The following is a 15073-nucleotide window of genomic DNA, read 5'->3' on the forward strand; positions in this document are numbered from 1 at the left end:
TAGAGTCAACGTCGCCTTTCTTCATTATAAATAGCTATTTAATCAATAAGGGTATGATCCTGCTCCTTCATATTTCCCATTCACAAAATCCATTTTGTTTATTTTTTCTTGGTTGCCGGCGATATCCGTGCTGAAATACTCCACTGTTTTGACATCAGGAGCATAAATTTTTATTGGTCCGGTAAACGTGATCCATTGCCCGCCATTGATTCTGTACTGGGTCATCTTCAAGCCAGATCCGTTAACTTCATCCGTTGCCTTTAACTTAAAATTAAAACCATTAATATATTGTTTTCCGTTAGATACCTCTGTTAGAGGAATTAAGGCATATTTGGTTATAGGCGCGGTTTTGTCCACATTACTCTTGAGAATAAAATCAAAATTATTGTTAGGTCCTTTGACCAAAGTTACCCTAATCGTTTGCTTGATATAACCATCCGCTTCGACAGAGATTGTGCTTGGTCCCGGAAGCTGCTGTTTCATCGTATACTTACCTTGTTTGTCTGTTGTTGTCTGTAAACCATTGATTGTCACTTTGGCGCCTATGATCCCCTTTCCACTCTCAGCGATCACCACGCCGTTTACAGCTGCAGCCTCTTGCAGATAGAAATTCAATTTATTCGTAGTTCCATAGGATACTGTCACATATTTCGTGTACGGAACATAGTCATTCGCATTGACCTCAACATCAATGTTTGTGGTTTGATATGCGTTAATCCCCGTGATGGCGTAGTTGCCATCCTTGTCTGTTTTAATTGTTTGGCTTACCGTTGTAGCTTTTACAATTGCACCCACAATAGGTTTGCCCGATTGGTCAGTCACTGTACCTACGATGGTGGCTGGCTCAAAGAGTACTAAATTCACTACTTTCGTATCCCCCGGATTCAAGGTTACATAACTAAAATTCATTCCTGAATCCAAGTACCCCTTCGCTACCGCTTTAATGGAGAAATCTGTGCTTTCACCTATCGCCGTTTCAAACCGAAAATCTCCTTTGGAATCGGTCTTCACTATTTGTTTTTGTTCCCCACCCGTTTGCTGCGTAATATGTACGTTCACATCTTTTACTGGAAAACCATCGAGATCAGTAATTTGTCCAATAATATACGCAGTTTGAGCGAAACGATTCCCCATTTCCCTGACAGAAGCATCTTTGGATGCTGCATATGTCGTTTCAGAATGCAGCAGACCAAACACCCCAGAAAATAATAAAAACACACTTAAACGAATCATCCATTTCCATTGAATACTCATGACAATCGTTCACCTCATCCAAATATAATAGTAAATTTTAACAATATGAAATTGTTACATCTATCTAACTGACTAACATTTCGAGCTTCCAAAATTCCCCGCCCCATACATATTGCCAAATCTCCTCGCCACCGTTCATGGTTTCACTTATATCCAGGACTTCCATTCGAGGAGTCTCCCAGACCTGTTTATCTTTCTTTTCTGCAGCAGATTGAATTTCCTTCATAGTTCACACCCTCTTTTTAATATTTTCTTTTCTTATTTTATTATAAATGATACATTTTGTATCTATTTATTTTAATACTTCAATCTCTTTTGTCGTCTAGCAATAAGTTAGAACACATCGCGAGGCTTTATTGTTTATGGAATTAGAATGAACTTGGGAATGGACATATATGGCAAGGAGAATGAGTGCACTTTATAACAAGCAACTCAGTAGCATAGACTGGTTTGAAACACATCGTTTGAGCTCTTATTTAGAGAATTATTAATGAGATGTAGTCCATTAACGATCGGAAAAGGAAATATTAACAATGAGGATAATTTCAATTACTCGCTTTTAGATACAAATTGTATCATCATTACTGCATGTGAAGCAGTTATGTTCTTAATTTCTTTTTACCTATAACCAGCCCAAAAAAAATAACCCACAGGAGAGTCACTTTTTCAAGTGTCTTTCCTGTGGGTTAACACATCAGAAGAATCCCTTATATAGTAGGAACTCAAAATGCATTAATAATATGATCAACCGAGACGGTTTCGCCTGCTTTATCCAGCATGACTGCGATCACATCAAAACGAATTTGATGATTTGTCTCTCCCGTCATTTGCAAATATACAGATGCAGTTGCACGTACCTGCTTCATTTTACGGATATCTACCGACTCCTGGGGTGTACCATACTGCATAGTTCCGCTTCTACTGCGGACTTCAATAAAAATAATCATGCCTTCATGGGAAGCAACGATATCAATCTCTCCGCTACGGCAACGCCAATTGCGCTTCAAAATGCGATAATCATGCTCCTGAAGCCAGTCGCAAGCAGCTTCTTCACCCAATCGTCCTTTTTGCTGACGTGTCAGTTTTGAAGCTGGAGCTTGTTCTGATCTGCGCTCTACCACGATTCCTCTTCCTCTCGTCCAGAAGCCAGACGGTCAGCACGATAAATGTAGGTCAACACTTCGGCCACCAGTTGATACAGTTCGGACGGAATCTGTTCATCCAAATCCAGCTTGGAAAGCACTTCAACAAGTGCGGCATCCTCCTGAACCGGCACACCATTTTCCTTGGCTTTATCCAGAATGGCCTCTGCTACTTTGCCACGGCCTTTGGCTACGACCACTGGCGCTTCGCTCTCACCAGGTACATATTTTAAAGCAACGGCCTTTTTGGATATCAGGTCCGGTTGCGAATCCTCTTTCATACCCGCATGTCCACCCCTTTGTATCGTTCAGGACTGTAGTCCGAGGCAGTCATTTTACGTTCAGCACCCTGTTCCTGGCCAACAGGCCAGGGTTCCGCCTTGAAAGTCAGCAACTGATAACCCAGCTTGTCCAGCGCCCGATGGATCTCTTCACGCCCACTTTCTAGAAGCGGTCCCATTCCTTCGCCGTCATTCAGTACACGCAGACTGACGATATTGTTGACAACATGCACATCGACCAGTGTTGGACCGAGACTTTTCATATCCAGATCGAACCACAGGCGACAGTTGGATGCATCCAACTCACCACGTTGTCCGCGGCGTGATTGAATTTGGACGGAAGCCGTCTCTTCTCCATCAGGTCCGGTAATGGGGATAAACCAGTGCATCTGTGCAAAGGTAGCACTCCGATCTGTTGTTAGCAATAACTGCTGACCTGTCAGAAATTGCACAGCCTGTCCGGCGGCATCCTTAAGCGCCGCCGGTGCACCATCGCTGCTGGCAAGCTGCAGCAGCAAGCCCTTGAGCGTGTCCGCGGTTCCCGGACTCGCCACATCCCCCACGCGCGCCTGCGCAGCCGCGCCGTGCACTGCCTGCTGCTCGTGCTCCGCACCGAGCAGCTTCAACACGCGCCCCACCCACGGGTCCCCCTCGTGGGTGACGGGCGCCGCCGCAGCTCCCGCAGGTGCTGCGGCACTACCGCCAGCCGGCAGCGCATCCGCGCCGGCTGGCAAAGGCTGCGGCACGCCTCCGGCAGCCGCAGCCGCCTGGCCGCCCTGCGATGCAGGGGCGGCCTGTGTCGCCGCACCCGGCTGTGCCGGTGCGGCTGTGGACGCGCTGCGCAGCGCGTCCAGCAGCGCCAGCAGCTTGGGCGCCAGCTGCGCTGCCGATGGAGCTGCTGGCGCCGCCTGCCCTGCTGCGGAAGGGCTAGGCCCCGCAGCAGCAGGCGTTTCACCGCGGCCGTCGGTTCGTCCGGCCACGCCACCCTCAGGCTGGCCTGCAATCACTCGGCCAACCGCAGCTTCCACTGCCGCCCCCGTCGTGCTCGGGCGGCTTCCAGCAACGCCCGCGTCAGCTGCACGCAGGCTCTCGCCAGGTATTCCGGTTCCTGCCGGAATACCTGTACCCACCTTGCCAGCAGTTTCAACATGGCTGGCCCCAGTCTTAACCCCAGCCATCTCGGCAGTCCCTGCTCCAGTCTGTCCATTGCCTTTCACCGCACTACTACCAACAGCATCCTCCGGTCCATCTGCCATTGGAGTACCACCAGCAGCTGCCCCAGGCACAGGTTGCCCAGATAAACCACTTGTTCCTCCTACCTGACGGTTACCGCCTAAGGCAGCTACCGTTTCTCCCGCCTGCTCTCTGTTTAACGGTACAGGCACTCCCCCCATAATGTTATTCTTCACCGTAGCCGCCTGTTCTCCGGTCGACAGCGTTTTACCCGCGGTTTGGGTTAGCATGGACTCCAGCTGTTCAGCCAACCCCTTCAACAACTGATGTAGTGGCGGGCCAAATACCGCTTGATGCAAGCCCTTTACCGTTTCCGCCGTAACCGGAAGACCACGCTGAAAAGCAATACCTGTTGCCTGCACCCACTCTTCAACAGGCACCTGCGCAGGTTTGGCTGTCATCATATTTTGAACCATGGCTACATTATCCTTGGTTAAAGGTAATCCGCTTCGCTGCATAGCTAACAGCAGTTCCCGATTCCCCTTGGTATCCGGTAAACCTACCTCCTGAAGCAAATTGTTCAAAGATGCCTGTGGCAGTTCTGCCAATGTACCCGTCAGAGGTTTCATTACCGTTACGCCATTTTCACCTGGAGGCTGGACCTGAAGCAGTGTTGTTTCGCCTGGGCGAAGCGGGGTTTCCAGTTTTGCACGCACCTGTACACCCTGAATCTGAAGAACCGCATCTGCTCCATCATCGGATACACTAACCACAGAACCCCGTACAACCTGACCTTCCTTTAACTCCAGCGGTTTGGCATTTCCCGGTTTACTATCCCCTAGCAACCCACGTATCACGGAACTTATATTCAAAACCTTCACCCTCCCTCCGTGTATGGTTTAATTAGAATAAAGTGTGCTGTTCTCCAAGCAGATTGCCGAGAAAACTGCGACGGTGCATGGGTGTAGCACCAAGAGCCATAATTTGTTCACGATGAAATTTCGTTGCATATCCCTTATGTATCGATAAACCATATTCCGGATATAACGTATCCCAATCCTCCTTGCAAAGCCTATCCCGGGTAACCTTCGCAATAATGGATGCTGCCGCAATGGATTGACTGTTGGCATCGCCTTTAATAATGGACAACTGCGGTATATTCACATCTACCTTTTCGGCATCCACCAACAGGTAGTCCGGCACGCCCTCAAGCGCTTCTACCGCACGTTTCATGGCAAGCCTTGCAGCCTGTTTAATATTCAGTTGATCAATCGTTTCCGCATCCGCATAACCGATCCCCACTGACAACGCCTTTTCCATAATGATGTCATATAATGCGTCGCGCTTTTTCTCCGTTAATTTCTTGGAATCATTAACCCCTTCCAGAATCAGATCACGAGGTAAAATAACGGCTGCCGCTACTACATCTCCAAATAAACAGCCACGTCCCACTTCATCAATTCCGGCAATATGTTCAAATCCGCTTTCCCAATATTCACGCTCATAGATCAGCAGATCTTTGGGCTCCACCAATTCTTTTTTCTTCTTTTTCGGTTCAACCAGGGCATCCAGTTGGGTCAATTCAGTTAACTCATTCATTTCCTTCATTACAGTGTCATCTCCTCTGCCCACTCTTGCTTCAACACATCATTTTTATATCATTTTATTATATAGACGTAGATTCCCCGATTTTTGTTCTATCAGATCCAATTAAACAAGAAATAAACTTCTGTGAAGCATACATGATCATACGATGGTGAGTTATTATTTTATCGGTATCTGATGGCTTAAATTGAAGATATTCAACATTGAGCTGGCTAAATCTTTATCACTCATCATAGCATGATTTAAGAGACCCAGATATACTTACAATGCAATCCCATAAAGTGCAATTTTCTAGAATCACCTTCCAGATCAATCACGGTTCCTCTATTTTAATTCCAGTACGGCAAAAAGCGACCGCTCCCGGTTATCCGGTAACGGCCGCTTCTTTCGGCAGTTGTTTCTTATTTAATAAGGAGCTTCCATAGAGAAACGTCCCATTTTGCCCGCACGCAGTTCACGCAGAAATGCTCGCGATGCCTTTTCCAAATCGATACGCCCACCACTTACCACACAACCACGTATACGACCAACCTGTTCCATGATCGCAACAACGCTGTCCGAATCATCCGCATCCTTGGAGAACTCCTGAAGTCCATAGCGTTCTTCAAGTGAATCCCAGTAATAACGCATCAGATAACTGATGCCAAAAAAGGCGATGTCTTCTGCATTCAGAATCTCTTCCTTAATTGCACCAGTTACCGCAAGACGATAACCCACGTTTTGATCTTCAAATTTCGGCCAAAGAATACCCGGGGTATCCAGCAGTTCCATCTCTTTACCCACTTTAATCCACTGTTGTCCCTTCGTCACACCAGGACGATCTCCCGTTGCCGCAATGTTCCGTCCAGCCAGTCTGTTAATTAACGTGGATTTACCCACGTTTGGAATACCAACAATCAGTCCACGAACCGCTCGAGGGTTAATCCCTTTAGCTACTTGACGGTCAATTTTTTCTTTAAGGAGAAGCTTGGCTTGTGTTGGGATGTCTTTCACGTTGGTTCCTGTTGAAGCATCTACAGGGAAAGCAGTGATTCCCTCTTTTTTGAAATATTCAATCCATTCTTGCGTCACTTTCGCATCCGCCAAGTCGGACTTATTCAACAAAATCATCCGGGGTTTGCCCTGTAAAATCTCGTCAATCATCGGGTTGCGGCTGGAGACAGGCAGACGGGCATCCAGCAGTTCGATGACCACGTCAATCAGCTTTAATTTATCCTGAATCTGGCGTCTGGCTCGGGTCATATGACCTGGAAACCATTGAATCGTCACCTTGTCTTCACCTCATTATTTGTTGATGTACAAGCTTTTTCTATAACATGCACACCGCATCACTTTGCTGGCAAAACCATCTTAGATCTCTATTATCCCCAGATTAGTTCTACCCTTAACGTTTAGTGCACATTCCATATTTTGCTTATACATCCTGCATTCATATTAATGGTTAATCCACTTGATATCGCCGATCGGCCAGAAAATCACATCTGCACGACCTACAATATCCTTCAATGACACATAACCGATCATCCGGCTATCTGTACTGTTCGGACGGTTATCCCCCATTACAAAAACATGACCTTCAGGTACTTTCCCATCCGGGAATTGCTCATTAGGGAAGTCCTTCACGTTATAGGTTCCACCGTTCGCTTCAGCAGCATCGATGGCTCCCTGAATGTAAGTCTCATCGACTTTTTTACCATTGACGAGAACCGTATCATCCTGGACCTCGACGGTATCACCAGCGACAGCAATGACACGTTTAATGAAATCACGGCCTTCAGATGGAACGTGGAATACGATAACTTCTCCGCGCTGTGGCTCTCTGATATCATATAAAATTTCATTGACGATCACACGTTCACCTGTATGAAAATTCGGCTGCATGGAAGGCCCGTCCACAACAAACGGTTTGAACAGCAACCACCGAATCAAAATGACAAGTACTAGTGCGATCACGATGGCTTTGAGCCATTCGAAAATTTCATTTTTGGCTTTTTTGGATCGACTGCCTTTCTCTTCGACAGTATTGCCCTGGTCCTGTTGAACTTCCTGTTCCATTAATGATCTTCCTCTCTTCACAGTACATGTTATAGCAGTTTTTACACATCATCAGTTATGTAATCTTTCACGCAAGCATTACCAGTACATTTAATCCACAATTCAAATGTCCTTCAATAACTGATTCCACAAGCCTCCCGGACTATTCGCGCGTGTGCCGCCATACCATTTTACTCGGAAGTGCACCTCCGGTTCAACTTTTCCCGGACAAAAACGAAAAGGGCTTGTCTCCAAGCCCTCCCCGGTATCCGTTATATTAACGAATTTCTTTAATTCTCGCTGCTTTACCGCGTAGTTCACGAAGATAATAAAGCTTCGCACGACGCACTTTACCACGGCGAGCCACTTCGATTCTATCGATTTTAGGGGAATGAAGCGGGAAAGCTCTTTCCACACCTACACCGTAAGAAATTTTACGAACTGTAAAAGTCTCACTGATTCCACCACCACGGCGTTTAATCACAACACCTTCGAACAATTGGATACGCTCACGAGTTCCCTCGATTACCTTAACGTGCACTTTCAAAGTGTCACCAGGACGAAAACTCGGAATATCTTTACGAAGTTGTTCTTGTGTAATCGCTTGAACGATATTCATCTATGACTCCCTCCTTCCGTACAGGCGTTCATACTTCTTCCAGAGAACACCTTGTCTCCTTCATTATCCATAGAGGACCGCCGTATTCCACATAACAGACTTATTGTATCACGCACCATAACAAAACACAAGGAAAAATAAACAAATTGCTGACAGCACTCTTTGGTTCTTCAATCGCCTTCTTTAATGACCTTTATTCCAATTAGTCGTTATCCACTATAACGTTCATCTTAAACAAATCCTGAATTCTATTATAGTCACATTACACTCCCATTAAGCTACATCTCTCCATCCTCTTTTCTGCACAATTCCTTTATGCACATCGAAGATTCGCCCCTATGGATTGTCATAATTAGTATTCTGGAATAAGTCAAGCATGAGACGGAAAAAATACTGTAACTTTCTGTCAAGAAAGATCGTCTATGATATAGCTTGTTGGATTACGTGCTGAGCATCTAAAATGTAATTCCACGAAGAAATGAAATGGCAAAAGGAGAACCAATCGACTTATGAAACACTTCAAAAAAATTGCTCTTGCTGCACTCGCATTACTCACTTGTACCATTACAATGTATGCGTATGCGGTAACTCATCCTACCAATGCAATGTCTCACAAAGCATGCACGTCCTGGGATATGGTCAAACGTAAGGCATTTCTAATGTCTCACTCCGACTATTCCAGCAAACCTGCACTTGATCTGGCTACCTTTCACATCGCACCAGGTTCGGCTACTGAAGTACCTGTACTGATGTATCATTACATACTGCCCAAAATCAACAATCACGAATCAAACAACAAATCGATCATTAATCTGGAAGATTTCGAAGAAAACATGAAATATTTGCATGAAGAAGGCTATAACACAATTACACTGGAGCAGCTAGAGCAATACGTGAATGGACAGATCTCCCTGCCCAAAAAGTCAATTGTCATCACCTTTGATGACGGATATCAGAACAATTATACGTTAGCCTACCCTGTGCTCAAAAAATATAATTTCCATGCTTCCCTGTTTGTAATCGGCAGCAAAATTCAGGATCAGCCTTCGGCTTTTGATCCAACCAAAAATACGTTTATCTCCAAACAGGAGATGCAGGCCGCTAAAGACGTCTTTGAGTTCAATAGCCATACCTATAATCTGCATCACAAAGGATATATGCGTTGCGGCGACAACGTACCTGTTGGACTCGACACAAGCCTGTTGAATGATGACGTAAAGCTGATGAAAGAAACGGGTATTGATACGCCATATCTTGCCTACCCTTTTGGTTATACCAGCACACAGATGATCTATCAACTTCAGCAAAATGGATATCGCATGGCCTTTTCCGTACGTTCAGGATTTGTTCGACCTGGGGATAATCCTATGAAGCTCCCACGATTAACGGTTACAACAGGAACCGATTTGGCTGCATTGCTCCATCATGAATCAGACCAACAGGAAATCCTTCCTGTCGTAGAGATCAGTCATTAAGTTAGATTGAAACTTCCCCGCCTGGATAAAGAGTCGAGCTATACAGCCTTTTCGGCTGAAGCTGGGCTCTTTTTAAGTTCACAGAGGTTGGAGTGGTTACATCCATCACTGAGCTGGAATAGATCACCGCCTCATGTGCATCATAAATGATGACCTGTTCCCTTCCGCTTTGACACAAGTCTGCGTGTACGGCATAGCCCTCTTTTCCGAACGCTGCAACCGTTTGCATGTTACCATTAATCAAAGATGGCAGGTCGCCCCCACCTCGGCGATAAGCCAGGATATAGTCAAGCCCGCTGTCATCCCAGTTGCGTACAGGCTCAATAATGGTTAACCAGCCACGAGTTTTACGATCTTCTTTCCATAGTTCTTTTCCGTCGCGATCCAGCATAAATAGTCCATCCTTACCATTCTCATCTCCACGAATAATCCGATCCAGACCTGCAATCTGTAATCCTTGTCTTTCGCCATAAAATTTCCCCAATGCAATATGCTGTGATTCAATCGAATCCTCATATCGCCATTTTTCATTACCGTGCCGATCCATCATCACCGTGACACTGCCACCGATAACAATTTCAACCTCTCCATCCTCGTCCACATCGCCAAACCATATACAGTCTGCATGATCATCAAGATTATGACAGGACCATAATAATGTTCCATCATGATCCAGCATGTCATACCCGGCCATCACTTCATCCTTGCCATCCCCATCGATATCGTATACCCACGGAAAATGACCTATATTGCCTTCATGCTTCCACAACACATTGAAATCATGGTCTAAAGCCCATAACGTCTTATACCGATCCTTCAGCAGGATATCCATTGTGTGTTGGTCCCCAGTCAGGTTTGCAAGGATAATACAGTCATGCGCTTGCTCTCCAGGCAAATCATGACGTTTCTTTATCACCCCGGTTCTTCCGTCCAGAATAAGAAATTGTTTGTTCATTACACACAGCACTTCATTATTTCCGTCCCCATCCCAATCTGCAATCTGAGCGGGATAGTCTGATCCTGGACCGCCTGCGTCCGGATTTGGTGTTCCGACCTGCCACATTAATGTTCCATCCAGATCATATGCCGACAAACAGCATACCTGATGCGGAACGTAACGATCGTCTATGCCCCCATCTGCCTGTACCAACAGCATCTCAAGCCTGCCATCTCCATTCAGATCCCCCAGAAGCATCTTGCAGCGCTCTCCAGCTTCACTAATATTCATTCTGCCAACTTCATAAGGCTGATGATTCATATTCTTCCTCCTCAGCATGTCGTCATACGCTTCTAGCTGAGATCACCATAAAGAAATTTTTCAGTTTATACAACCCCATTTCGGAACAAGCAAAAATGTTCAAAGCGGCAAGAGTGTTCAATAGTAGGAGTAAGCTTGTTAGCTTATGGCTTAATCCATTCTAGAAATTCAAGTCGATTTCCAAAGGGATCATTGATATAGAACCTTTTTACACCTTCATCAGTCCGCGCTTCATCATCAATGACTTGAATATGGTTACGATTCAGAACGTCACGCAACGCATCTAAATTCTGTACGTGAAATGCCGGATGTGCTTTTATAGCGGGAACAAAATCTTTTTGCACTCCAATATGTACTTGATGCATGCCACATTGAAACCAAACACCACCACGTTTTCTCAACATTTCAGGTTTGGGAATCTCGTTCCAACCTAACACTTTAATAAAAAAATCACGTGCATCCGTTTCACACTCTTCTGGTGCAGCAAGTTGCACATGGTCAAGACCATAAAAGTGATAAGACATATATAAGCCACCTTTCGTTTCATTTGATGAAACCAAGTTTCATATTATACTCACATTTTATAGTACCTGCCAATGAAAATCCAGTTTTTTCACATTCTTCAATATAAAAAAAGACCAACCTATATATCACTAGGCTGGTCTTTCAGACTTTCGAAAGAGATTATTTTACGTGCTCAAACGAAATACCATCAAATTACTCAACATTCTTTTCACGTTCGGAACGAATCTTATTTAGCCAAATTCGTTCTTTGTCCGTCAAGTCCGCCGTCTCCAACATATCGGGTCTACGTTCCAGCGTACGAAGCAAGGATTGCTCTCTGCGCCATGCCTCAATATTCAGATGATGTCCGGATAACAGCATATCTGGAACCTTCATACCTCTGAATTCGGGAGGACGTGTATAATGCGGGTATTCAAGCAATCCGGTACTAAAGGAATCCGTTACAGCACTTGTCTCATTGCCAAGCACACCCGGAATAAGGCGCACAATACTGTCAATCGCCACCATCGCAGGCAGCTCGCCACCCGTCAGCACGTAATCACCAATCGACAACTCGTCCGTCACGAGAAATTCACGGATACGCTCATCGTAGCCTTCATAATGTCCGCAAATAAAAATCAGATGATCTTCTTGTACAAGTTCCTCTGCTTTTTTCTGTGTGAACGTCTCACCTTGCGGACACATTAGAATAATACGTGGCGGTTTCATCGTTGCCGCAGCTTCGCCCCGCTGCTCTAATACATCTTCAACAGCAGCAAAGATGGGGTCTGGCTTTAATACCATACCTCCACCTCCACCATAAGGTGCATCGTCGACTGTATTATGTTTATTGGTCGCAAAATTCCGAAAGTTTGTTGCTCCCAGAGATACAAGCCCTTTGGTTTGGGCTTTACCCAGAATACTGGTTCCGAACACACCGTCAAACATTTCCGGGAATAGGGTTAATACATCCACTTTCATGTTACAGCAGCCCTTCCATCAGGTGAACCTTGACTTGCTTCTCTGTAACATCCACATCAAGAACAACATCATCAATAACCGGGAGCAGAATTTCTTTGCCTGCCGGCGTTTTGACAACCCATACATCATTCGCTCCAGGAGTCAAAATCTCAGAGATGGTTCCAAGTGTTTCACCCTCATCGGTGATGACAGAACACCCTACGATTTGATGGAAGTAGTATTCACCTTCCTCCAGCTCAGCCAGATTCTCTTTTAACACTTTGGCCATGCCGCCTTTAAACTTCTCTACTTCATTAATGTTGTCATACTCTTTCAGACGAAGAATATACATGTTTTTATGCAAACGTGCAGATTCCACGTTAACCATGACTGGATGATTATCGGGTGTAAAGAAAAACAACTCTGCATTTTTCGCAAAGCGCACTTCCGGGAAATCAGTTAAAGGCATGATTCTCACTTCTCCGCGAATGCCATGCGTATTGACGATTTTGCCTACATTCATAAACTCTGCCATACTTTCCTCCTACAATCCATTCATATTGGTACTCATATGTGATGATCTCCCTGCTGCCGTTCCGGTTATGGATTCATTCTTCGACTCGCTGTTATCCTAACGCTTCTTCAGTATCGATTCCATACCCTCACTACTTCCGCAGATCATCATATTTGACGAGCTATTTCAATTCTATGATTTAAGTTTCAGCATGCACGAAAAGGGGCTAGGACATGCATCCTAACCCCCTTTCGTATATCTTTAAGATATGATATCAACGGTTACCCGTTTATCCATCTTAACTGCTGCTGATGTGACGACTGTACGAAGAGACTTTGCGATTCGTCCCTGTTTACCAATCACTTTCCCAACATCGTCAGGATGAACGGTTAACTCATAAACGACAAGCCGGTCTTTCTCAACCGTCCGAACCGCCACATCTTCCGGATGATCGACCAAAGCCTTAGCAATTATGCTTACTAATTCTTCCATAGAGGACCCTCCGAATCAGCACCTTATTTAGTCAATTTAGACTCGTGGAACTTCTTCATCACGCCCGCTTTGCTCAGCAAGTTGCGGACAGTGTCAGATGCTTGTGCACCGTTTTGAAGCCATTGCAATGCTTTATCTTCATCGATCTTAACAACAGCCGGTTGTTCAACCGGGTTGTAGTAACCGATCTCCTCGATAAAACGACCGTCACGTGGGGAACGGGAATCCGATACCACTACGCGGTAGAAAGGAGCTTTGTGAGCACCCATACGTTTCAGACGAATACGAACTGCCATTTGAAAATTCACCTCCTTCAATGAAATCTGTATATCGTTCAGCTGCTCCCGGAATCAACGGAAAGGAAACTTCATTCCTTTGCCCAAACCTTTGAGCTGCTTCATCGCTTTGTTCTTGCCGCCTTTAGGTCCCATCATATCTGAGAACTGTTTCATCATGCGGCGCATCTCATCAAACTGCTTGATCAGACGGTTTACTTCGGCCAGGGATGTTCCACTACCTGTAGCAATCCGCTTCCGACGGCTATGGTTGATCATATCCGGGTTACGTTTCTCTTCGGTCGTCATGGAGTACACGATCGCTTCGATCCGGCCCATCTGTTTATCATCAACCTTCAGGTCCTTGGCTTGTTTCATCTTGCCCATACCAGGAATCATATCCATGATCTGATCAATTGGCCCCAGCTTTTTCACTTGGTCCATTTGCTCCAGGAAATCTTCGAACGTGAATTCTGCATTACGCATCTTCCGTTCCATTTCCTTGGCTTTTTCGGTATCAATGTTGGACTGTGCCTTCTCAATCAGAGAGAGCATGTCACCCATACCAAGAATACGTGAAGCCATACGTTCTGGATGGAAAGGCTCAAGTGCGTCCAGTTTCTCTCCAAGAGAAGCAAACTTAATCGGACAACCGGTGACTGCTTTAACCGAAAGCGCGGCACCACCACGAGTATCTCCATCAAGCTTAGTCAGAACCACCCCGGTCAGATCAAGCTGCTGGTTAAAGTGTTCTGCCACATTAACTGCATCCTGACCCGTCATGCTGTCTACGACAAGCAGTACTTCATCCGGGTTCACTACGCTGTGAATCTGACGAAGCTCTTCCATCAGTTCTTCATCGACATGCAGACGTCCAGCTGTATCGATAATGACGTAGTCATTACCGTTATCCTTGGCATGCTGCAGACCCTGACGTGCGATCTCTACAGGGCTTGTCTGATCTCCCAGTGTAAATACTGGCGCTTTGATCTGCTCGCCGAGCACTTGCAACTGCTTGATCGCTGCTGGACGATAAATATCTCCTGCAACAAGTAACGGTCTGCTATTTTGCTTTTGCAGCATTTTGGCCAGTTTACCGGATGTGGTCGTTTTACCCGCACCCTGCAAACCAACCATCATCAATACCGTAGGCGGTTTGTTGGCTTTGGCCAGCTTCGACTGGCTTCCACCCATCAAATCCGTCAGTTCCTTGTTTACGATGTCGATAATGACCATTCCGGGCGTGAAGCTCTCCATCACTTCTTTGCCGACAGCCTTCTCTTTCACCTTGGCGATGAATTCCTTGACCACTTTGAAGTTTACATCCGCTTCGAGCAATGCCAGACGTACCTCGCGCATCGCTTCGGCAACATCTTCATCAGACACCTTGCCTTTGCCGCGCAGCTTGCTGAACACATTCTGCAATCGGGTCGTTAATCCTTCAAATGCCATGATCCCACCTCCTTAAGCTGTAATACTGTTTTCAG

At 45.7% G+C, this 15073-nt stretch carries 17 protein-coding genes; 1 reads left to right on the forward strand and 16 read right to left on the reverse strand.

Features of this window, described 5'->3' with window-relative positions; all coding sequences use genetic code 11:
- Nucleotides 1–42 precede the first annotated feature (42 nt).
- The 9 genes from HW560_RS27050 to rplS form a co-directional block, all read right to left on the reverse strand.
- The gene (locus HW560_RS27050) at nt 43–1254 is read right to left on the reverse strand and encodes a carboxypeptidase-like regulatory domain-containing protein (protein ID WP_179265167.1); all 1212 of its coding nucleotides are present in this window, start codon (nt 1252–1254) and stop codon (nt 43–45) included.
- Nucleotides 1255–1318: 64 nt separating this feature from the next.
- Complete coding sequence (locus HW560_RS27055; RefSeq protein ID WP_143067009.1) at nt 1319–1480, reverse strand: paeninodin family lasso peptide; 162 nt, start codon at nt 1478–1480, stop codon at nt 1319–1321.
- Nucleotides 1481–1976: 496 nt separating this feature from the next.
- Nucleotides 1977–2375, reverse strand: coding sequence for a YraN family protein (locus HW560_RS27060; protein ID WP_090895924.1), 399 nt, complete (start codon nt 2373–2375; stop codon nt 1977–1979).
- On the reverse strand, nt 2369–2677 hold the full coding sequence (locus tag HW560_RS27065; RefSeq protein WP_090895922.1) for an EscU/YscU/HrcU family type III secretion system export apparatus switch protein: 309 nt from the start codon (nt 2675–2677) through the stop codon (nt 2369–2371). The genes HW560_RS27060 and HW560_RS27065 overlap by 7 nt, the downstream gene beginning before the upstream one ends.
- Nucleotides 2674–4722, reverse strand: coding sequence for a TrbL/VirB6 family protein (locus HW560_RS27070; protein ID WP_179265168.1), 2049 nt, complete (start codon nt 4720–4722; stop codon nt 2674–2676). Before HW560_RS27070 ends, HW560_RS27065 begins: the two co-directional genes overlap by 4 nt.
- A 31-nt stretch (nt 4723–4753) precedes the next feature.
- The gene (locus tag HW560_RS27075; protein ID WP_371129121.1) at nt 4754–5458 is read right to left on the reverse strand and encodes a ribonuclease HII; all 705 of its coding nucleotides are present in this window, start codon (nt 5456–5458) and stop codon (nt 4754–4756) included.
- Between the two features lie 402 nt (nt 5459–5860).
- Nucleotides 5861–6724 (reverse strand): ribosome biogenesis GTPase YlqF, encoded by an 864-nt coding sequence (ylqF, locus tag HW560_RS27080; RefSeq protein WP_090895917.1) that lies wholly within the window; start codon nt 6722–6724, stop codon nt 5861–5863.
- Nucleotides 6725–6889: 165 nt separating this feature from the next.
- Nucleotides 6890–7510: a signal peptidase I gene (gene lepB / locus HW560_RS27085; protein WP_090895915.1), complete on the reverse strand. Its 621-nt coding sequence runs from the start codon at nt 7508–7510 to the stop codon at nt 6890–6892.
- Between the two features lie 256 nt (nt 7511–7766).
- Nucleotides 7767–8108: a 50S ribosomal protein L19 gene (gene rplS / locus HW560_RS27090; protein ID WP_024630190.1), complete on the reverse strand. Its 342-nt coding sequence runs from the start codon at nt 8106–8108 to the stop codon at nt 7767–7769.
- A gap of 509 nt (nt 8109–8617) precedes the next feature.
- Between rplS and HW560_RS27095 the strand changes: the two genes are divergently transcribed.
- Nucleotides 8618–9583, forward strand: a complete 966-nt coding sequence (locus tag HW560_RS27095) for a polysaccharide deacetylase family protein (RefSeq protein WP_090895911.1) — start codon at nt 8618–8620, stop codon at nt 9581–9583.
- Nucleotide 9584: 1 nt separating this feature from the next.
- On the opposite strand, the gene HW560_RS27100 is transcribed toward HW560_RS27095, so the two are convergent.
- The 7 genes from HW560_RS27100 to ffh all read right to left on the reverse strand — a co-directional run bounded on the left by HW560_RS27100 (nt 9585) and on the right by ffh (nt 15038).
- Entirely contained in the window at nt 9585–10841 is a 1257-nt protein-coding gene (locus tag HW560_RS27100; RefSeq protein ID WP_179265169.1) for a hypothetical protein, read from the reverse strand.
- Nucleotides 10842–10984: 143 nt separating this feature from the next.
- Nucleotides 10985–11365 carry a VOC family protein gene (locus HW560_RS27105; protein ID WP_090895906.1) on the reverse strand — a complete coding sequence of 127 codons (381 nt, stop codon included), beginning with the start codon at nt 11363–11365 and terminating at the stop codon, nt 10985–10987.
- A 193-nt stretch (nt 11366–11558) separates the two neighbouring features.
- Nucleotides 11559–12326, reverse strand: a complete 768-nt coding sequence (trmD, locus tag HW560_RS27110) for a tRNA (guanosine(37)-N1)-methyltransferase TrmD (RefSeq protein WP_090895903.1) — start codon at nt 12324–12326, stop codon at nt 11559–11561.
- Nucleotide 12327: 1 nt separating this feature from the next.
- Nucleotides 12328–12840 (reverse strand): ribosome maturation factor RimM, encoded by a 513-nt coding sequence (rimM, locus tag HW560_RS27115; protein ID WP_179265170.1) that lies wholly within the window; start codon nt 12838–12840, stop codon nt 12328–12330.
- Nucleotides 12841–13080: 240 nt separating this feature from the next.
- Nucleotides 13081–13311, reverse strand: coding sequence for a KH domain-containing protein (locus tag HW560_RS27120; RefSeq protein WP_024630185.1), 231 nt, complete (start codon nt 13309–13311; stop codon nt 13081–13083).
- Between the two features lie 23 nt (nt 13312–13334).
- Nucleotides 13335–13607: a 30S ribosomal protein S16 gene (gene rpsP / locus HW560_RS27125; RefSeq protein ID WP_024630184.1), complete on the reverse strand. Its 273-nt coding sequence runs from the start codon at nt 13605–13607 to the stop codon at nt 13335–13337.
- Between the two features lie 54 nt (nt 13608–13661).
- A complete protein-coding gene (gene ffh / locus HW560_RS27130) occupies nt 13662–15038 on the reverse strand; it encodes a signal recognition particle protein (protein ID WP_024630183.1) in 1377 nt (458 codons plus the stop codon).
- Between the last annotated feature and the right edge of the window lie 35 nt (nt 15039–15073).

This window comes from Paenibacillus sp. E222, from assembly GCF_013401555.1.
Classification (GTDB): domain Bacteria; phylum Bacillota; class Bacilli; order Paenibacillales; family Paenibacillaceae; genus Paenibacillus.